General features: G+C 53.8%; 14 protein-coding genes and 4 tRNA genes. 13 read left to right on the forward strand and 5 right to left on the reverse strand.

The annotated features are described in order from the left end of the window. Positions 1–60: 60 nt before the first annotated feature. The gene (locus LNA76_RS01015; protein WP_094197370.1) at positions 61–471 is read right to left on the reverse strand and encodes a hypothetical protein; all 411 of its coding nucleotides are present in this window, start codon (positions 469–471) and stop codon (positions 61–63) included. A gap of 179 nt (positions 472–650) precedes the next feature. Further along, positions 651–2,204: a serine hydrolase gene (locus LNA76_RS01020; protein ID WP_230017673.1), complete on the reverse strand. Its 1,554-nt coding sequence runs from the start codon at positions 2,202–2,204 to the stop codon at positions 651–653. Positions 2,205–2,662: 458 nt separating this feature from the next. Between LNA76_RS01020 and LNA76_RS01025 the strand changes: the two genes are divergently transcribed. From LNA76_RS01025 to yaaA, 3 genes are all read left to right on the forward strand, one after another. Further along, a tRNA-Ser gene (locus LNA76_RS01025) sits at positions 2,663–2,752 on the forward strand. A 360-nt stretch (positions 2,753–3,112) separates the two neighbouring features. Then, entirely contained in the window at positions 3,113–3,895 is a 783-nt protein-coding gene (locus LNA76_RS01030; protein ID WP_230017675.1) for a 3-hydroxybutyrate dehydrogenase, read from the forward strand. Positions 3,896–3,974: 79 nt separating this feature from the next. Further along, positions 3,975–4,763 (forward strand): peroxide stress protein YaaA, encoded by a 789-nt coding sequence (yaaA, locus tag LNA76_RS01035; RefSeq protein ID WP_125277923.1) that lies wholly within the window; start codon positions 3,975–3,977, stop codon positions 4,761–4,763. Between the two features lie 232 nt (positions 4,764–4,995). Here yaaA and LNA76_RS01040 read toward each other — a convergent pair whose 3' ends face one another. Further along, positions 4,996–7,281: an FUSC family protein gene (locus LNA76_RS01040; RefSeq protein WP_230017677.1), complete on the reverse strand. Its 2,286-nt coding sequence runs from the start codon at positions 7,279–7,281 to the stop codon at positions 4,996–4,998. A 440-nt stretch (positions 7,282–7,721) separates the two neighbouring features. Here LNA76_RS01040 and ilvB point away from each other — a divergent pair, with 440 nt between their 5' ends. From ilvB to pnp, 6 genes are all read left to right on the forward strand, one after another. Beyond that, positions 7,722–9,443: a biosynthetic-type acetolactate synthase large subunit gene (gene ilvB / locus LNA76_RS01045; protein WP_094197366.1), complete on the forward strand. Its 1,722-nt coding sequence runs from the start codon at positions 7,722–7,724 to the stop codon at positions 9,441–9,443. Positions 9,444–9,453: 10 nt separating this feature from the next. After that, positions 9,454–9,945 (forward strand): acetolactate synthase small subunit, encoded by a 492-nt coding sequence (gene ilvN, locus LNA76_RS01050; protein ID WP_003801075.1) that lies wholly within the window; start codon positions 9,454–9,456, stop codon positions 9,943–9,945. A 214-nt stretch (positions 9,946–10,159) separates the two neighbouring features. Next, positions 10,160–11,176 carry a ketol-acid reductoisomerase gene (ilvC, locus tag LNA76_RS01055; RefSeq protein WP_094197365.1) on the forward strand — a complete coding sequence of 339 codons (1,017 nt, stop codon included), beginning with the start codon at positions 10,160–10,162 and terminating at the stop codon, positions 11,174–11,176. Between the two features lie 407 nt (positions 11,177–11,583). After that, positions 11,584–12,351, forward strand: a complete 768-nt coding sequence (gene pssA / locus LNA76_RS01060) for a CDP-diacylglycerol--serine O-phosphatidyltransferase (RefSeq protein WP_094197364.1) — start codon at positions 11,584–11,586, stop codon at positions 12,349–12,351. A gap of 165 nt (positions 12,352–12,516) precedes the next feature. After that, complete coding sequence (rpsO, locus tag LNA76_RS01065) at positions 12,517–12,786, forward strand: 30S ribosomal protein S15 (protein WP_003801068.1); 270 nt, start codon at positions 12,517–12,519, stop codon at positions 12,784–12,786. Positions 12,787–12,875: 89 nt separating this feature from the next. Further along, a complete protein-coding gene (pnp, locus tag LNA76_RS01070) occupies positions 12,876–15,014 on the forward strand; it encodes a polyribonucleotide nucleotidyltransferase (RefSeq protein ID WP_108727779.1) in 2,139 nt (712 codons plus the stop codon). Positions 15,015–15,522: 508 nt separating this feature from the next. Here pnp and LNA76_RS01075 read toward each other — a convergent pair. Together LNA76_RS01075 and LNA76_RS01080 are read right to left on the reverse strand one after the other, a co-directional pair. Next, a tRNA-Leu gene (locus LNA76_RS01075) sits at positions 15,523–15,608 on the reverse strand. Positions 15,609–15,620: 12 nt separating this feature from the next. After that, a tRNA-Ser gene (locus LNA76_RS01080) sits at positions 15,621–15,710 on the reverse strand. Between the two features lie 231 nt (positions 15,711–15,941). On the opposite strand from LNA76_RS01080, the gene LNA76_RS01085 reads away from it, so the two are divergent. The 4 genes from LNA76_RS01085 to LNA76_RS01100 all read left to right on the forward strand — a co-directional run bounded on the left by LNA76_RS01085 (position 15,942) and on the right by LNA76_RS01100 (position 18,551). Then, a complete protein-coding gene (locus tag LNA76_RS01085; RefSeq protein WP_230017679.1) occupies positions 15,942–16,916 on the forward strand; it encodes an NAD(P)H-quinone oxidoreductase in 975 nt (324 codons plus the stop codon). Between the two features lie 159 nt (positions 16,917–17,075). After that, positions 17,076–17,816 carry a triose-phosphate isomerase gene (tpiA, locus tag LNA76_RS01090; protein ID WP_094197360.1) on the forward strand — a complete coding sequence of 247 codons (741 nt, stop codon included), beginning with the start codon at positions 17,076–17,078 and terminating at the stop codon, positions 17,814–17,816. A gap of 18 nt (positions 17,817–17,834) precedes the next feature. Further along, the gene (gene secG / locus LNA76_RS01095) at positions 17,835–18,242 is read left to right on the forward strand and encodes a preprotein translocase subunit SecG (RefSeq protein ID WP_094197359.1); all 408 of its coding nucleotides are present in this window, start codon (positions 17,835–17,837) and stop codon (positions 18,240–18,242) included. 224 nt (positions 18,243–18,466) lie between these two features. Then, positions 18,467–18,551 (forward strand) — tRNA-Leu (locus LNA76_RS01100). Positions 18,552–18,722: the final 171 nt, after the last annotated feature.

The following is an 18,722-nucleotide window of genomic DNA, read 5'->3' on the forward strand; positions in this document are numbered from 1 at the left end:
TTACCTTTCTTAACACATGTTTCCCCTGCCCGACAGGACAGGGGAGTTACATGAGCGGATTCAGAAGGTGTGGCGTTCAACCTGACGATGGCGGATGGGGCGACGATTGTAATTCGCATGCAATTGTCGACCGTGTACGGAATCCATTTGCTTGTTCAGGTGTGGGGTACGGCGTGGGTTGCGTTGCGCAGGCTCTGTGCGCGGCTTGGAGCTGACCTCCAGAAACCAGAGACAGAGAGAAGCCCAGAAAAAGAGTGACAGGATATTGACCAGCCCACCTCGCAGCGAGGCGTAACCTGTCGCATCCGAGGCCCGAATATTGAGCAGGTCTGCTAAGGCTGGAATAGAACCCAGGGTTTCGATGATCAGGCTACCCGGTATCCGGAATCCCCAGCGCATAGTCTGAAGGATCTCATTCAGGCTATATATACCGTCGCCATTCGCGTCAATAATCCATTGGAAGGTTTGCATGACAACTCCTTTTATCAAGTCCAGCGCGTGGCACTGGAATTCCAAGGGCTGCCCCCAAAAGGCAGGGCTATGATGCATCAATGTCTGTTTTCACTATAGGCTCACCCCATGCGCCGGACAAGCCAGGAAGGCCGAAATACAGGGTAAACCCTTGATTGTTCAGCCTTCTTTTTTTGGGGTTAATATCCGCTACGCATGAAGCTGCCACCTGATAAATCTTCAGCGAAGTATTCAGTACGCAGGCCCGTGACGTTGCCGACCGGGTTGACCGTGAAATCCAGATACGAGACTGAGCCCTCGACGGCGTTTTCACCCAGCAGACTGAAAACGAAGCGAGAGCCGTCCCAGTGGCGTAGCTTGTAGGACGATTGGCCTTGTTCGCCCAGACTGAGTGTCAGCGTACCGTTGTCGAGGGTGATGGACGCCTGACCGTAGTAATCGTTGTCGTACGTGCCAGTGTAGCGCCCCAGCGGTAAGGGCTGGACAGGTGTGACAGGGGGTGTTTGACCCGCCAATGAGCCGAAAGGTTGGAACATTTCCTGCTGGAATTGATCATGAAGGACGGTGTACCAGTCTTGTGAGGTGGAGCCGTTACGCACCAGCTCGATAAAGGAAATTGCACTGGCCTCGGCGACGCCGCTGGGGGCTGCATTTGTAAGTACCACAATGCCAAGTGCAGAATCGGGCCAGTGCATGAAAACGGTAGATGCGCCCAGTAGAAAAGCTCCCGAGTGTGAGTTCAGGCGCTGGCCATAGGGATCATTACCGACATTAAAGCCAAAGCCGTATTGGTGGCCGGGCGGAGACTGGCGCACCAGTGCGGGTTCCAGAGCAGCCGGTGCGAATAGTTTGCGACCTTCGGCACTGGTGCCCATGCCTTGCAATAGGGCCAGCCAGCGCGCCATATCGCGTGCGCTAGAACTGACGCCACCAGCGGGGGATTGTGCATCGGGCTGGCGTTGATATAAAGCCTGGTAGCGCCCGTCTTGCCAACTATGTCCTATGGCACGGTTATCCTGGGCGATGAAGTCAGCAAAGCGCGAGCTGCTGCGGCTCATTCCTAAAGGTTGGTATAGCTCACGCTCCGAAAGTGTGGCCCATTCGGTGCCTGCGGCGTTGGCAACGGCCTGAGCCGCCGCAGTCAGACCAAAGTTGGTGTAGGCGTAGTGGCTACCCAGTTGTTTGACAGGCACATACCGCAGGCGGTGCAAAATCGTGTCGCGGTCATAGCCCAGATCTTCCAACTGGTCCCCTGCGTGGTCGGGCAAGCCTGATCGATGGGCGTAAAGATCACCGACGCTAGGTTGGGGGCCACCGCCAGCAAGCAGAAAGTCCGGTAGCTGTGTGGCTACGGGAGTGTCCCAGGTGATGACGCCTGCATCCACTTGCGTGGCAACGACGGTGGCGCCCACAGATTTGGAGACTGAGGCAAGCTGGAACACAGTGTCTGGCGTGATTGGCTCGGGTTTGCCTGTTTCGCGCACACCAAAGCCTTGGGCATAACGCAGCTCTCCATTCCAGACAACGGCCACGGCAACGCCAGGCACGCCAGAGCGCTCCATCAATTGTGGCACTAGGGTTTGCAGGCCTTGTAGGCCGCGCTCAAGCTGTGCCTCAGTCAGGTCGTTGGAAGGCGCATGATCATAGTTGCCGCTGCAAGCGGCTAGCAGCAGGCTGGTGGTGCTGAGCACTGGAATCAGCAGGCGTCGTGGTGAGAGTAGGGAAATAGGCATGATGAAAGACCCGGTGAGGAGGGCTGGTTTATGTGGCTCCACGCATGTTTGCGTCAGTCAGATGGGCAAACATGAAAATGTGCGTTGCAGCGTTTGTTAAAGCAGGGCTGGTCAATGCAGCGGCAGCGCCAGGATGAGGAGCCCAAGTGACGCTGGGGTGTTTGTTCGAGTCGTGCCACATACTGGCTTGCTGTCAGTGTGTTCAGGTTTTGTGACCGCAAGGCGATATGGCTCAGCTTCTATGATGCTAGAGAGCTTGATTTCGCTTGTCTATCGCTGATAACACCGGTTGATGCCACTCGTCCTCAGTCCAAGCGGGTCCCCCTCGTTGGTATAGCCGTCAGCGAGTTCTCCAGACCTATCTGGTAGGGCGTTTTCGCCTTTCATTTTTAATGCTTGTCATAGCTGGTTATTTCATCTATATTTATGGGCTTGCTTGTAATCATATAAGCAATCGCGGACAGGTGGCAGAGTGGTCGAATGTACCTGACTCGAAATCAGGCGTACGTGCAAGCGTACCGTGGGTTCGAATCCCACCCTGTCCGCCACCTAAGATTTTAAAAGCCCTTGATTATTCAAGGGCTTTTTTGTTTTCTGCCGGTCTGAATATCCTGTTCTCTGTGCTTGGTTTGTTTGCCGTTTTGTCACATGAGCACGTTAAGGTAAAAGTGTCGGTGGCAGCCGACGTCCGGGAAATTCACCCGTCACATTTCGCATGGCCGACTTTTTTCCAGCGTAGGCAGAAGGTATATAGGGCAATGCGCTAACACCGGGTCCGATGGTGTTTGACTTTGCTCTGGAGGCCTTGAGGATTCCGGACAAAAGGATCCCATTGCATTTCCCGGCAGTGGGGGCGGCGAGTACACTTGAGGTTTCAGTTCTCTGTTGTCAATACTCACGAGGTATCTATGCTGAAAGGTAAAAAAGCAGTTGTAACAGGATCGACCAGCGGTATCGGTCTGGCCATGGCCACCGAATTGGCAAAAGCCGGTGCAGATGTGGTGATCAATGGTTTTGGTCAGCCTGAAGATATCGAGCGCGAGCGCAGCACGCTGGAGTCCACGTTTGGTGTCAAAGCCTATTATCTGAATGCAGATCTGAGCGACGCACAGGCCACGCGTGACTTTATTGCCAAGGCGGCAGAGGCCTTGGGCGGTCTGGATATTCTGGTCAATAACGCTGGTATTCAGTACACCGCGCCTATCGAAGAATTCCCGGTGGATAAATGGAATGCCATTATTGCCTTGAACTTGTCGGCCGTATTTCACGGCACTGCTGCTGCCTTGCCCATCATGCAAAAGCAGGGTTGGGGGCGCATTATCAATATTGCCTCGGCTCACGGTCTGGTGGCCTCGGTGAATAAATCGGCTTATGTGGCTGCCAAGCACGGTGTAGTGGGCCTGACCAAGGTGACGGCGCTGGAAAATGCTGGCAAGGGTATTACTTGCAACGCAATCTGCCCGGGCTGGGTACGTACACCCTTGGTAGAAAAACAGATTGAAGCGATCAGCCAGCAAAAAGGTATTGATATTGAGGACGCCGCTCGCGAGCTGCTGGCTGAGAAACAACCTTCCCTGCAGTTTGTCACCCCCGAGCAATTGGGCGGTGCCGCTGTGTTCCTGTCGTCTCCCGCTGCGGATCAAATGACGGGTACGACGCTAAGCCTGGATGGTGGCTGGACGGCTCGCTAATTGTTGTCAGAGCGTATTGTGTGGATAACAGATAAAGGGCGTGGCCCTTTATCTGTTTGTATAGAAAGGATATAGGCGCATGTTGTTATTGCTCTCGCCAGCAAAAAAGCTGGATTACGACTCCCCTGTACGCACGGAGCTGGCGACCCAGCCTCTGTTTGTGGAGCAGGCGCAAGGCTTGATTGATATTTTGCGCACTCAGTCCGAAGAGGATGTCGCTGGTTTGATGAAGCTAAGTGACGATCTGGCTCGTTTGAATGTTCAGCGCTACCAGGAGTGGGAGCCCAAGTTTGACCGCTCCAACGCCCGTCAGGCCATTCTGGCTTTCAATGGTGATGTGTACGAAGGTATGGCTGCGACAGACTTGTCGGACAAGGAACTGCAGTGGGCGCAGGATCATATTGTGATTCTCAGTGGCTTGTACGGCGTATTGCGTCCCTTGGACTTGATGCGCCCTTATCGTCTGGAAATGGGGACTCGCTTGAAGAACCCCGGTGGTGCGAATCTGTACGCGTACTGGGGCAGCCGCATTGCCAACTATCTGAACGAGCGTCAGGACGGGGAAACCAAGCCCGTCGTTCTGAACCTTGCCTCTGAAGAGTATTTCAAGGCGGTGGATCAGAAAGCCCTGCGTGCTCGTGTGGTGCAGTGTGTATTCCAGGACGAGAAAAACGGTGTCTGGAAGATCATCAGCTTTTACGCCAAGAAAGCCCGTGGTTTGATGGCACGCTTTGTTATCGATAAGCGTGTTCAAACGGTGGAAGGTTTGAAAGCGTTTGATCGTGAAGGCTATGTATTTCAGCCCGAGCTGTCCAGCGAGGATAAGCTGGTGTTTCGTCGCTCCGAACAGGACGCCAAGGCTGGATAAGCATTTAGCTTTATTACTTTCCTAGTAGGGGCAGATCTTTAGTTGCTCTGCAGTCTTGCTGGTATGAAGAGGAAAGGCAGGGCCATATATTGCGCCTTGCTTTTTTTTGGCCAGCGGCCTGAGGAAGGCTTGGTGCCCTATGCTCTTGTGCTTTGTGCTTTGTGCTTTGTGCTTTGTGCTTTTGCGTATTTGGCCCTGACAGCGAGTTCCCCATGTATACGGGATAGGGCCATCACGCCCCTTGCTGTTTCAATTCCTGCTTGCGCTCCGGTGGCAACTGCGGGCCAGTGCTGTATTCCAGACCTCTCATGTCCTGACGTATCAATTGGGCGGCTTTGCTCATTTGGCGGATAGGGTAGGCGAGCATGGCCAGTTCGCCTTCGGTTTCGATAGAGGCGGGCGGCTCTGCATCCTGATCGTTGATCAGTGCGCCAATCGCATCCAAAGAGTTCTGTATGCCCGGCGGGATCTGGCTCAAATTAGCCAGAAGTGGCGTGGCGGCGCTGATTTGCGAGGCCAGTACATGGTTTTGAATCAGCAGATTATTCAGTAGGGATACATTGGCTTGACGGCTGACAGGCTCATCCATCATGCGATAAAAGGCCGAGGCAAAATTGCTGAAGGCAATGTGTACGTTTTTGTTGGCCACTTGCCAAGCGGTATCGGCTTCCATCAAGTCTAGATCCACTTGTTCTTTCTGGGCTTCTGTCATCGTGGGCTGGCCATCCTGCCCGCTCTTGAGGCTCTGGTTGTGCAGACGACTCAAACGAGCGAATTCCAGACCGGCACGCCAGAATTCTTTGTTTGCGGCCAAGGCCGCGCGAGCCAGTCCTGTCATGGCGCTGGACTCCCAGTTGGGCAGCAAGTAGCTGGCTGCCATGGCGATACCGCAACCAATCAGCGTATCCAGCAAACGTTCTCCAATAATGAAGGAGCCACCCGTGGACAGGAACTGGAAGGACAGGATCACAAAGATCGTGTTGAACAGAGCCGATAGCAGGAAGTTCAACTGGACCAGACTGTTGCCCAAGAGGTAGGCCAGTAACATGGCAATCAGATACAGCTCGCGGTTGTTGGTCAGTTTCAGAAGCAGGAAAGCGGCCGCACAGCCCAGTACCGTGCCAAAGAGACGCCAGCCATTGCGCTGGCGGGTAATGGCAAAGCCCGGTTTCATGATGACCAGAATCGTCAGGATGATCCAGTAGCTGTGGGCGGTCAGGGCACTGACCAGGCCCAATTCGCTTTGGAAGTGAGTGCTGAGTGCGCCGACACCCAGTGCCACCATGGAAGCAATACTGACCCGTGCCGCATAGCGAAAGTGCGAGGACTTCAGCTTGAAATTGCTGGTCAGCATGCCCAGCCGTAGCTCCTCGCGCGACAGCATTCGGCTTAGCGATTTATTCAGGTACTGATCAACTGGAAGATTCTGGCTGGCCCGGTGAGACAGGCTGGCCATATGCTCGACGATCCGGTTCAGGTTACGCAGGCGGCGTAACACCTGAACTAATAGTGCATACGTTTCCGGGTCTGATTGAGACATGCCTTGGCGCTTGTATTTCTCCAGCTCGTATTCCATGGCGCGGATCTCTGCTTTGACGCTGGAGCGACGAGTTGTGCGAGCACTGCGTGAAACATTCATGGCAATGCGGCCAATATCCAGCGACAGCTTGTGCAAGCCATCACGCGCAAAAACCATGAAATCGCTGTCGGAAAGCTGGCGGCGCAGGACGGTGTAGTCGGTATAGGTCGCGACCAGCGAGTCCAGAATGCTGACCATATTCAAGAAGATTGTCAGCAGCGCTTTGCGGTGGTGATCGCCTCGTCCATAACCGCGTGGCAGTTCACGCAGTACCACATCGCGGGCGGCCTGGTGCTTTTCGGTCATATTGGATTGCAGATTGATCAGCCGTCGATAGCAGGCGTCCAGGTCCGAGGTGGAGTCATAGAACTGTGAGCGCGCTTCCATGTATTCCGCTGTGGCAAACAGGGCTACCGCCAGTGTCTGGCGCTCTTCCCGATACCAGAACAGGCGTCGGAACAGGGTGCTGAACAGGTAGTAGGACAGGCCACCGGCAAAGGAGTACAGCGTATGGGCCAGCACCTCGTGAGGCTGCATGGGAAAGCGCATCGTCAAGGTCATCAGCAGCAGGGCGGCAAAACCAATCAGTCCGCCACGACGGCCAAAGACGGAGAACATGCTGTACAGAAAGCACAGAAAGGGGACGCACAGCACCAGTAGTAGAGGGGAGCTGGAGGCCAGACCCGTCAGGCCGACTGTAACCGTGCCCAGTGCAATGCCACCGAGCATTTCATTGTTGCGGTAGCGGCGCGGGCCACCGGGTTGGTCAATGATGGCCACACAGGTGGCCCCCATGGAGGCAATGACGCCAATATCATAGTGACCGAAGAAACGGCCCAAAATAATGACCGGCAACAACACGCCGATGGACTGGCGCAGCCCACCGAAAAAATAGTGGCTATACAGGAATTGTTTTAATTGTGGGATGGGCGATGCCATAAAATACCCGGACAGCTCGTCATGGGTAGACAGTATATCGTTTTACGTATGTAAGCTTTAAGCCTGTTTTTTTGCACTTTACCAACAATCACAGTTGCTCGCTTTGTGCAGTCAAGGTAAAGTAACTAGGTGTTTTTGCTCCATATCCGAGCAAATTGTAGCGAGGCACTGTTAACCGGGCCATCCGCCCGGTTTTTTGCGCCTAAAAACTTTGTTGCTGGCCGCGTCACAAGCGTGGGATGCCAGGACTTCCGTTTCAAGCTAACGCATACGTTTTTGTGTGCACGCACTGGGTGTCGAAGAGTGCAGGCCGGACGGTAATGTGTCTGGGTGGTGTGGTCCTGTGGGCCATGAAGCGCCAGATCATGTTGCTGACATCGGTTCAAGCTCGGACCGTCGTGGTCGATCGATATTGCAGAGCAAGACTGAAAGGAAAACTCATGTCTGAATTAAATGGCGCAGATATTGTCGTGCGCACGCTCGCGGACGAAGGCGTGGAACACGTTTTCGGTTATCCGGGTGGTGCCGTTCTCTATATCTACGACGCAATCTTCAAGCAGGACCGCTTCCAGCACATTCTAGTGCGCCATGAACAGGCCGCTGTTCATGCTGCGGATGCCTATTCCCGTTCGTCTCAAAAAGTGGGCGTGGCACTGGTAACCAGTGGCCCGGGCGTCACCAATGCTGTCACCGGTATTGCAACCGCTTACCTGGACTCCATTCCGATGGTCATCATCAGTGGGCAGGTCAGCACCCAGGCAATTGGTGAAGATGCTTTCCAGGAATGTGATGCCATCGGTATCACCCGCCCTTGCGTCAAGCACAACTTTTTGGTGCGCGATGTTCGTGATTTGGCCGATACCATTCGCAAGGCATTTTTCATTGCCACGACGGGCCGCCCTGGTCCTGTGCTGATTGATATCCCCAAAGATATTACGACCGCAACGTGTAAATACACGCCCAAGCGTGGCGAGGTCAAGATGCGCTCCTACGCGCCTGTGACCAAAGGCCACCAGGGGCAGATCAAGAAAGCCGTCCAGATTCTCAATAGCGCCGAGCGCCCACTGATTTACGTCGGTGGTGGCGTGGTGCTGGGTAATGCCGAAAACGAGCTCAATGAGCTGGTCAAGTTAAGCGGTGCTCCGTGCACGACTACCTTGATGGGGCTGGGCGCTTATCCAGGCACGGCCGACCAGTACATCGGCATGCCTGGCATGCACGGTACCTACGAAGCCAATATGACCATGCAGCATTGCGACGTTCTGGTCGCTGTCGGTGCACGGTTTGATGACCGCGTGATCGGCAATACCCGTCACTTTGGTCAGAATCCACGCAAGATCATTCATATTGATATTGATCCCTCCGTGATCTCCAAGCGCGTGAAAGTGGATGTGCCTATCGTAGGCTGTGTTAAAGACGTGCTGACCGAGCTCAACGAGCTGTATGCGCAAAGCCGTCAGGAAGCGCAAAACCCGCCTTCCTTGAACGACTGGTGGAAACAGATCAATGTCTGGCGTGGCAAGAACTCCTTGGCCTACGCCAAGTCGGACGAACTGATCAAGCCGCAATACGTGGTGGAATCCCTGTGGGAAGTGACGGGCGGCAACGCTTTCGTGACCTCCGACGTAGGACAGCATCAGATGTGGGCGGCTCAGTACTACAAATTCAATAAGCCCCGTCGCTGGATCAATTCCGGTGGCCTGGGCACGATGGGCGTAGGCTTGCCTTACGCAATGGGTGTGCAAATGGCCAACCCTGGCCAGGATGTTGCGGTCATCACGGGTGAAGGTTCTATCCAGATGAACATCCAGGAACTGTCTACGTGTAAACAGTACCGCTTGAGCCCCAAGGTTCTTTGCCTGAACAATCGTTATTTGGGCATGGTGCGCCAGTGGCAGCAAATCGACTACGGCTCGCGTTATTCCGAGTCCTATGTGGATGCACTGCCTGACTTTGTCAAACTGGTGGAAAGCTATGGTCACGTGGGTCTGGAGATCGACAAGCCAGCCGATGTGGTCCCCGCTATTCGCGAAGCCTTCACCACGCACAAAGACCGCCTGGTATTTCTGAACTTCATCACGGATCAAACCGAAAACGTGTTCCCGATGGTGAAAGCAGGCCGCGGCCTGACAGAAATGCTTTTGGGCCCGGACGATCTGTAAGGAGAGAACCATGAAACACGTCATTTCTATCCTTCTGGAAAACGAGCCCGGCGCACTGTCCCGTGTGGTCGGCCTGTTTTCGGCCCGTGGCTATAACATCGAGACCTTGACGGTTGCTCCAACCGAGGACGACACCCTGTCTCGCATGACGATCGTTACCCGAGGGGCGGACGACGTCATCGAGCAGATCACCAAGCACTTGAATCGTCTGGTTGACGTGGTCAAGGTGGTGGATCTGTCCGAAGGCCCTCACATCGAGCGTGAACTCATGCTGATCAAGGTGCGGGCAGTGGGCAAGGAACGTGAAGAGATGAAGCGTATGGCGGATATTTTCCGTGGTCGCATCATTGATGTTACGGACAAGACATACACCATCGAACTGACCGGTGTTCAAGACAAAATTGCTGCTTTCATCAATGCGCTGGATCGTACGGCCATTCTTGAAACAGTGCGCACCGGGGTCTCTGGTGTCAGCCGTGGCGAACGTGTCTTAAAGCTGTAAGCCAAGGCTTTTTCAGGACATAATTACCGCTTTTATTCAGGGGGCTGCTTTTCAAGGCGGCTCCTTGTAAAGGGTAAACACGGCCTGGTGCTGTGTAGACCGCGGTGGCCTGTTCTGGAAGTAATGAGTCAAGGTCTTTTTTGTGCCGCTGCTGCATGAGCGGCCATTCTCGAATTGCTGTTTAAGCGAAATTATTAAATTTGGAGCACCTGAAATGAAAGTTTTCTACGACAAGGATTGTGATCTTTCCCTGATCAAAGGCAAGACCGTTGCCATCATCGGTTACGGCTCGCAAGGCCACGCCCACGCCCTGAACCTGCACGAATCCGGCGTGAACGTGGTTGTTGGTCTGCGTAAAGGCGGCGCCTCCTGGAGCAAAGCCGAGAACGCTGGCCTGAAAGTTCAGGAAGTGGCTGAGGCCGTCAAGGGTGCTGATGTCGTCATGATCTTGTTGCCTGACGAAAACATTGCTGAGGTTTACCGCAACCAGGTTGCTGAAAACATTAAGCCCGGCGCTGCTCTGGCGTTTGCTCACGGCTTTAACGTTCACTACGGCCAAGTTGTGCCACGTGACGATATCGACGTCATCATGATTGCTCCCAAGGCTCCAGGTCACACCGTTCGCGGTACCTACAGCCAAGGCGGCGGTGTTCCTCACCTGATCGCTGTGTACCAGGACAAGACCGGCGCTGCTCGCGACGTGGCTCTGTCTTACGCATCCGCTAACGGTGGTGGCCGTGCCGGTATCATCGAAACCAACTTCCGCGAAGAAACCGAAACCGACTTGTTCGGCGAACAGGCTGTTCTGTGCGGTGGTGCAGTTGAGCTGATCAAGGCTGGCTTCGACACGCTGGTTGACGCGGGTTACGCTCCTGAAATGGCTTACTTCGAGTGCTTGCACGAGCTCAAGCTGATCGTGGACTTGATCTACGAAGGCGGTATCGCCAACATGAACTACTCAATCTCCAACAACGCTGAATACGGCGAATACGAGACCGGTCCGAAGATTGTTACCGACGAAACCCGCAAAGCCATGCGTCAGTGCCTGGAAGACATCCAGACTGGTGTGTACGCCAAGAACTTCATCCTGGAAAACGCCGCTGGCGCTCCTACTCTGATCTCGCGTCGTCGTATCAACGCCGAATCGCAGATCGAGCAAGTGGGTAGCAAGCTGCGCTCCATGATGCCTTGGATTGCCGCTAACAAGCTGGTTGATAAGTCCAAGAACTAAGTTTGATATCGGGGCAGTTCCATAAGCTGTCCTGGTCTTGAACCTGAACCGGCTGACGTCTTGCGGCGTCAGCCGGTTTTTTATTGCTGCAAGAATTTGACCTTCAACGCAGCTTCTGCTTGGGCTAAAAGCAAGCGTGGAAGCGCCTTGTTCTCGTCTTATAGCCGTATTGGTGAGGGCGCGATAAAATGCAGTGCTTGATTGGTCTATCGTGCCCCTGTCGGGGTGGCGCGCAAGCGAGTTCGATAAAATCCATTATTTATCCGCGAACTCCCTGGCCGCAGGCCCCTTGGCCATTTTTGTTCGCTCTGGCTTATATTTGCTGGAATTATTCGCACTCTGTAGCTTTGTGGACAATGCTACATTTGAGTGTTCAGTCCTTAGCAACAACTCTTAAAGCATAAATTATGCCCAATTTGCTCAATGATGAAACACGTCGTCGGCGTAGCATCTATCTTCTGCCCAACGCATTTACGACCGCCAATCTGTTTGCGGGGTTTTATGCCGTTGTGCAGGCCATGAATGGCCGTTTTGAAGCGGCGGCCATCGCCATTTTCCTGGCGCTGGTATTTGATGGCATGGATGGGCGGGTCGCTCGTTTAACCAACACCCAGTCCGCCTTTGGCGAGCAGTACGACTCCATGGCTGACATGATTTCTTTTGGTGCGGCACCCGCGCTGGTCATGTATGTCTGGGCCATGCAGGGTTTGGGGCGCTGGGGATGGTTGGCTGCCTTTATTTACGTGGCCGGTGGAGCATTGCGCCTGGCTCGTTTCAATACCAATATTGAAGTGGTCGACAAGCGCTTTTTCCAGGGTTTGCCAAGCCCGGCCGCTGCTGCGCTGGTGGCCGGCTTTGTTTGGCTGGCCGTGGACAACAAGCTGTCCTTGCAAGTGAACGTCATTCCCTGGGTTGCCTTTGGCTTGACCATTTATGCCGGTCTGGCCATGGTGTCCAATGCGCCTTTCTATAGTGGCAAGTCCTTTGCGGTCAGCCGTAGCGTACCGTTCTGGGCCATGCTGCTTTTTGTGCTGGTCTTTGTGTTTGTCTCTACTGATCCCCCTGTGTTCCTGTTTGGCTTGTTCTGCCTGTATGGTTTGTCGGGTTGGTTCGTTATGGCCTGGCGCTGGCGTCGGGCCCGAGCCTTGGCACGACTTCGGCGTGGAAACAACTAAAATACTCGGCTTGAGCGGGTTTTCAGGTCGAAATGCTTAACGCCTTCTCCAGTTTTTAGCTATAATCGTTTGCTTGCATCGGACCCTGTGGTCTGGTGCGTTCAATTTCATTTTCAACACGTTAGGGCACCTCGGTCCTAACGCAAGTCTTAGAGGCTAAATAAAATGGCAGTTGCAGATATCAAAAAAGTCGATATCGTTTCCGAGTTTCAGCGTAAACAAGGCGATACAGGCTCCCCAGAAGTGCAAGTGGCTTTGCTGACCGCTCGCATCAACGAATTGACTGGCCACTTCAAGGCTCACAACAAAGATCACCACTCCCGTCGTGGTCTGTTGCGCATGGTTAGCCGTCGTCGCAAATTGCTGGATTACCTGAAAGGTCGTAATCCAGACGCTTACCGTGCTTTGATCGAAAAACTCGGTCTGCGTAAGTGATACCGGGGCTGGCTCCCCGCTAAACAACCGTGCATTCGGCGAACTGGTTTCGCTGTGTGCACGGTTTTTTTATTGTAAGGATTCTCCTAATGTTCAATAAAGTCACCAAGTCTTTCCAGTACGGCGAACATACCGTCGTTCTGGAAACCGGCGAAATCGCACGTCAGGCGTCAGGTGCCGTGCTGGTTTCGATTGAAGACACGGTTGTGTTGGCCACTGTTGTTGGCAAAAGTGAAGCGAAAGCAGGTCAGGATTTTTTCCCTCTGACCGTTGATTACGTCGAAAAAACCTACTCCGCTGGCAAGATCCCTGGTGGTTTCTTCAAGCGTGAAGGCCGTCAGTCCGAGCGCGAAATCCTGATCTCTCGCTTGATCGACCGCCCACTGCGCCCTCTGTTTCCTGAAGGCTTCTACAACGAAGTTCAGGTCATTATTCACACGGTATCGGTCAATCCCGAAATTGATCCTGATATCGCTGCCATGATTGGTGCCTCGGCTGCCCTGGCTATTTCCGGCATTCCTTTCAACGGTCCTGTGGGCGCTGCTCGCGTGGGTTACGTTGATGGCCAGTACGTGCTGAACCCATCCGCCACTCAGCTGAAATCCTCGGCTCTGGATCTGGTTGTGGCCGGTACCGAACAAGCTGTGCTGATGGTTGAGTCCGAAGCCAAGCAATTGTCTGAAGAGATCATGCTGGGTGGTGTGGTGTTTGCTCACGAGCAAATGCAAGCAGCCATCAACTGCATTCACGAACTGGTTGAAGAAGCTGGCAAGCCCGAGTGGGATTGGCAGCCTGCTGCTGTTAACGAAAGCCTGTTGGCTGCGGTAACCGCTGCCGCTGAAGAGGGCCTGACACAAGCCTACCAAACTCGCGAAAAACAGGCTCGTACCGAGCAAGTGCGCGCTGTTTACGCTCAAGTTAAAGAAACGGTCAAGGCTCAAGCTGAAGCCGCCGGTCAGGCCCTGCCTGATATGGTTGCCGTCGAAAACATGATGTTCGACCTGGAAAGCAAGATCGTGCGTTCGCGCATCTTGAGCGGTGAGTCCCGTATTGACGGTCGCGACACCCGTACCGTTCGTCCTATCAGCATCCGTCTGGGCGTTCTGCCCCGTGCTCACGGTAGCGCCTTGTTCACGCGTGGCGAAACTCAGGCATTGGTGGTGACCACCCTGGGTACTAAGCAAGACGAGCAGATCATTGATTCGATCATGGGTGAATACCGCGATCGCTTCATGATGCACTACAACATGCCTCCGTTCGCCACCGGCGAAGCTGGCCGTTTTGGCGCTCCCAAGCGTCGTGAAATCGGTCACGGTCGTCTGGCCAAGCGTGCTTTGACGCCCTTGCTGCCAGCCGCTGAAGATTTCCAGTACTCCATCCGCGTGGTGTCCGAGATCACTGAATCTAACGGTTCCTCCTCCATGGCATCCGTGTGTGGTGGCTCTCTGTCCATGATGGACGCTGGTGTGCCTGTGCAGGATCACGTGGCTGGTGTGGCTATGGGTCTGATCAAGGAAGGCAACAAGTTTGCTGTGCTGACCGACATTCTGGGTGACGAAGATCACCTGGGCGATATGGACTTCAAGGTTGCCGGTACCGAGAAAGGTATTACTGCTTTGCAGATGGACATCAAGATCCAGGGCATCACCAAGGAAATCATGCAGGTTGCATTGGCTCAGGCTCACGAAGGCCGTATGCACATCCTGGGCAAGATGAAAGAATCCATCGACGGTTCCCGTACCGAGATGTCCGAATTCGCGCCTCGCATGCTGACCGTGAAGATCAACCCCGAGAAGATTCGTGACGTGATTGGTAAGGGTGGTGCCACCATCCGCGCCCTGACCGAAGAAACCGGTACACAGATCGATATTTCGGATGACGGCACCATCACTATCGCCAGCGCCGATCTGGACAAGGCCCGCGAAGCCGAGCGTCGTATCAAAGAACTGACCGCCGAAGTTGAAGTGGGTCAGGAATACGAAGGCCCCGTGATGCGCTTGCTGGACTTTGGTGCGATTGTGCAAGTGCTGCCAGGCCGTGATGGTTTGCTGCATATCTCCGAGATTGCCAACTACCGTATCGCCAACATCAATGACGTGCTGAAAGTGGGTCAGGTTGTTAAGGTCAAGGTCATCGAAGCTGACGAGAAAGGTCGTCTGCGTCTGTCGATCAAGGCAATCGGCGGTATTGAAGCCCAAGGCGGCCCAGCCGCTCCTGCTGCTTCCTGATAGCGTTTGCAGTCTGCATGAAGAAAAACCCGCCGAAAGGCGGGTTTTTTGCGTTTGGCTGCTTTTTGGGAAAGGGGCTGCGTATTGGGTTGTGTCAGGAGCTGGAGGGTAATCTGTTGGTGCTGTACCTGTACCTGTACCTGTACCTGTACCTGTACCTGTGCTTGTTATGCCAGTGGTTTCAGTCGTAGTCGTAGTTGTAGTTGTAGTTGTAGTTGTAGTTGTAGTTGTGGCTTTGCTTGTTGTTGGTTCGCTATTTCTGAGCTGTTTGCTTCTCGGGGCGGTTTCGGTCCAGGAGGGGCTGGAGAGGCTTTACGGAGCGGAGGGATAAACAGTCGGTCAGGTTCAGGTGGCGGTTGCGGGGCGATGGCTTGGATTGGTTTTCAGGCAGGACGCAAAAAAGCCCGCTTTGAAGCGAGCTTTTTTGATTGGTACTTATTTGTCACGAGCGAATAAAAACCGAGGTTTTTATGGTGGGCAAAGAGATCTGCCAGCTATCGTGAATATTTGGTGCATCCAGCCGGAATCGAACCGGCACGATCAAAGATCGAGGGATTTTAAGTCCCTTGCGTCTACCAATTCCGCCATGGATGCAGCGGGAGATGATGGCGGAAGCGGTGAGATTCGAACTCACGGATGGGTTACCCCATCGCCGGTTTTCAAGACCGGTCCATTCAACCGCTCTGGCACGCTTCCTATTCCTTGGGCTTTTTCCCGGCACGCTCTTCGTGTGAAAAGCACGACGGCTAGGAAAGCCTTAAAGTGTAACGTATAAATTTGCCAACGTCATGGAAATAATCTGTTTTCATGGCAGGAATAGGGGTGTTGATACCAGTGCCTGTGATAGATTGCAGCAAGTAAGGTGGCTTTTTGTTGTTTGTCTTTTGGCCGCGCTGGAAAAAATAGTCTAGAGATTAGGGAGTAGGTATGCGAGTTGTGGAGATTACCGAGTTTGGAAAGCCGGAAGTGTTGCGAGTGGGCGAGCGCCCCATGCCACAAACAGGTCCTGGTGAGGTGCTGGTCAAGGTGCTGGCGGCGGGCGTGAACCGTCCGGACGTCTTGCAACGAGCAGGCGCTTACCCGCCACCGGCTGGTGCCTCTGATATTCCTGGTCTGGAACTGGCCGGTGAAATCGTATCGGGCGATGTGCAGGGTAGTGAGTTCAAGATTGGTGATCAGGTCTGTGCGTTGGTTACTGGTGGTGGCTATGCCGAATATTGTGTGGTGCCAGTACAGCAGTGCTTGCCTATTCCTGCGGGTTTCAGCTTGTTTGAAGCGGCGGGCCTGCCAGAAACCTTCTTTACGGTCTGGAGCAATGTGTTTGAGCGTGGCCAATTGAGCAAGGGCGAAACCTTGCTGGTTCATGGTGGTGCCAGTGGCATTGGAACGACAGCCATTCAGTTGGCGGTGGCTTTGGGGCATACGGTGTATGCCACGGCTGGCAGCGACGAGCGCGTAGAGGCCATTAATCGTCTGGGCGGGATTGGTATCAACTACAAAACCGAGGTTTACGAAGACGTCATCAAGAGCAAAACAGGTGATCGTGGCGTGGATGTGATTCTGGATATGGTTTCTGGTGATTACATCAACCGGGATTTGACGTGCCTGGCCGATGACGGCCGTATCGTCATTATTGCTTTGCTGGGTGGGGTGAAGGCCACGATTAATTGTGGTGAGATTCTGCGTCGTCGTCTGACTATTACCGGCTCAACTTTGCGCTCTCGTTCTGTAGAGTTCAAGGCGCAACTGGCTCAGGCGCTGAAAGCGCGAGTCTGGCCTTTGCTGGAAGCAGGGCAGGTTCGCCCCTTGATTCACGCCACTTTCCCTCTGGAAAAAGCCAGTGAAGCGCACGCCATGATGGAGGCGGGTGAGCAGGTGGGCAAGATCATTCTTGTTCCTTAAAAGCTGCGAGGGGTGGCGTGGCCGCCCCTTTTCTTATCGTGTTGAAATGAATTTTCTGCTAAATATGCGCGAAATGGATTCGCTCACGCTACAATAGTCGGTTAGCTGCGCCTTGATTGTGGGCGTTGGTGTAACTTTTTGACTGGCATCAAGGGAGCAATGAGCGTACATTCTTCGCGTAAACGACTGGTTGCGGGTAATTGGAAATTAAATGGCTCGCTTGATGGCAACAGCCGTCTGCTGCAAGAACTGCTCGTTCAGCCTGATGCTCAGGCAGATTGTGATGTGCTTGTATGCGTTCCTTATGTGTATTTGTCCCAGGTGGCAGGTATCTTGAAAGATTCGACCATCGCGGTCGGTGCTCAAGATGTCAGTGTCCACGCCAAGGGGGCGTATACCGGGGAGATCTCGGCGGCAATGCTGGTTGATGTGGGTTGTCGTTGGGTGATTGTCGGGCATTCCGAACGTCGTCAGTATCATCAGGAAAGCAGTGCTCAAGTCGCCGCCAAAGTTATTGCGGCACTAGATGCGGGCTTGACGCCCATTGTCTGTATTGGCGAGCAGTTGGCCGATCGTGAGGCAGGGCAGGAAACCTGTGTGGTGCAAGATCAACTCGAACCTATCAAGGCTCTTGGGGCCGAGGTGGTTTCCAAACTGGTGCTGGCCTATGAGCCGGTCTGGGCGATTGGTACGGGTCTGACCGCAACGCCGGAGCAAGCGCAGCAAATGCATCAGCAGATTCGTGCCTACATGGAATCGGATCAGTTGCGTATTTTGTACGGTGGCAGTGTGAAAGCGGATAATGCCGCAGAGCTGTTTGCCATGCCGGATATTGATGGTGCCTTGGTGGGTGGTGCATCTTTGGATGCACAGGAATTTTTACGTATTGTGGCCGCTTAAAGGGTCTGGAGTCTTTAAATGCAAGATTGGATGTCTTCCGTTCTGATGGCGGTGCAGGTTATCTCCTCGCTGTTGATTATTGGTCTGGTTCTGCTGCAGCAAGGCAAGGGCGCTGATATGGGCTCGGCCTTTGGTGGCGGCTCGGCGGGTAGTGTGTTCGGCGCAGCAGGTGCGGCCAACTTTTTGTCGCGCATGACCAAATGGGCGGCAATTGTCTTTTTTGTGTCTACTGGCGGTTTGGCTTGGGTAGCTCATCACCCAGCCCAAAAAGCTGATGCGGGTGTGATGCAGGGGTATGAATCCTCTGTGCCTGGTGCAGCTTCATCGGGTGCTGCTTCGGTTCCTGCGCCAGCGGCTTCTGTACCTGCAGCGGTTCCTTCGGCAGCCCCTGAACCAAGCGCGCCAGCAGTTCCTGCTGCTGAGTAAGTCTGGCCTATTTGTGGGGTTCTTGTCGCTCTCTCTATAAGGGCTCACAAAGGTCACGCGCAGGATCTGAAGGTGCGATATCGAAGCCCGCTTTAAGGCGGGCTTCATTTATTTAGTGACGTTTATGCAAAATATGCCTGAGTACGGGCTTTTTTGGGTGTTTTGGCTTGTTTTGTACTGACAGTCTTACTTTTGTCATGCTAATATCGCTGTCTTGATTGCTTGCCGACGTGGTGGAATTGGTAGACACGCTATCTTGAGGGGGTAGTGGCGAAAGCTGTACGAGTTCGAGTCTCGTCGTCGGCACCAAACTAAACAGTAAGAAAGCTTTGTGATTGCAGAGCCTGAAAATAAAACCTGATCCTGAAAAGGGCAGGTTTTTTTTTGCCATTTTTTTGGTGCTTAGTGTCTTGCTCAAATTGTAGGGTTTTGGGGTGTGCTGGGGTGTTTGTTCTGGTTTGAAAAGAGCTTCGGCTGGGT

The organism is Alcaligenes sp. MMA (assembly GCF_020907215.1).
GTDB classification, from domain to species: Bacteria; Pseudomonadota; Gammaproteobacteria; order Burkholderiales; family Burkholderiaceae_B; genus Alcaligenes; species Alcaligenes aquatilis.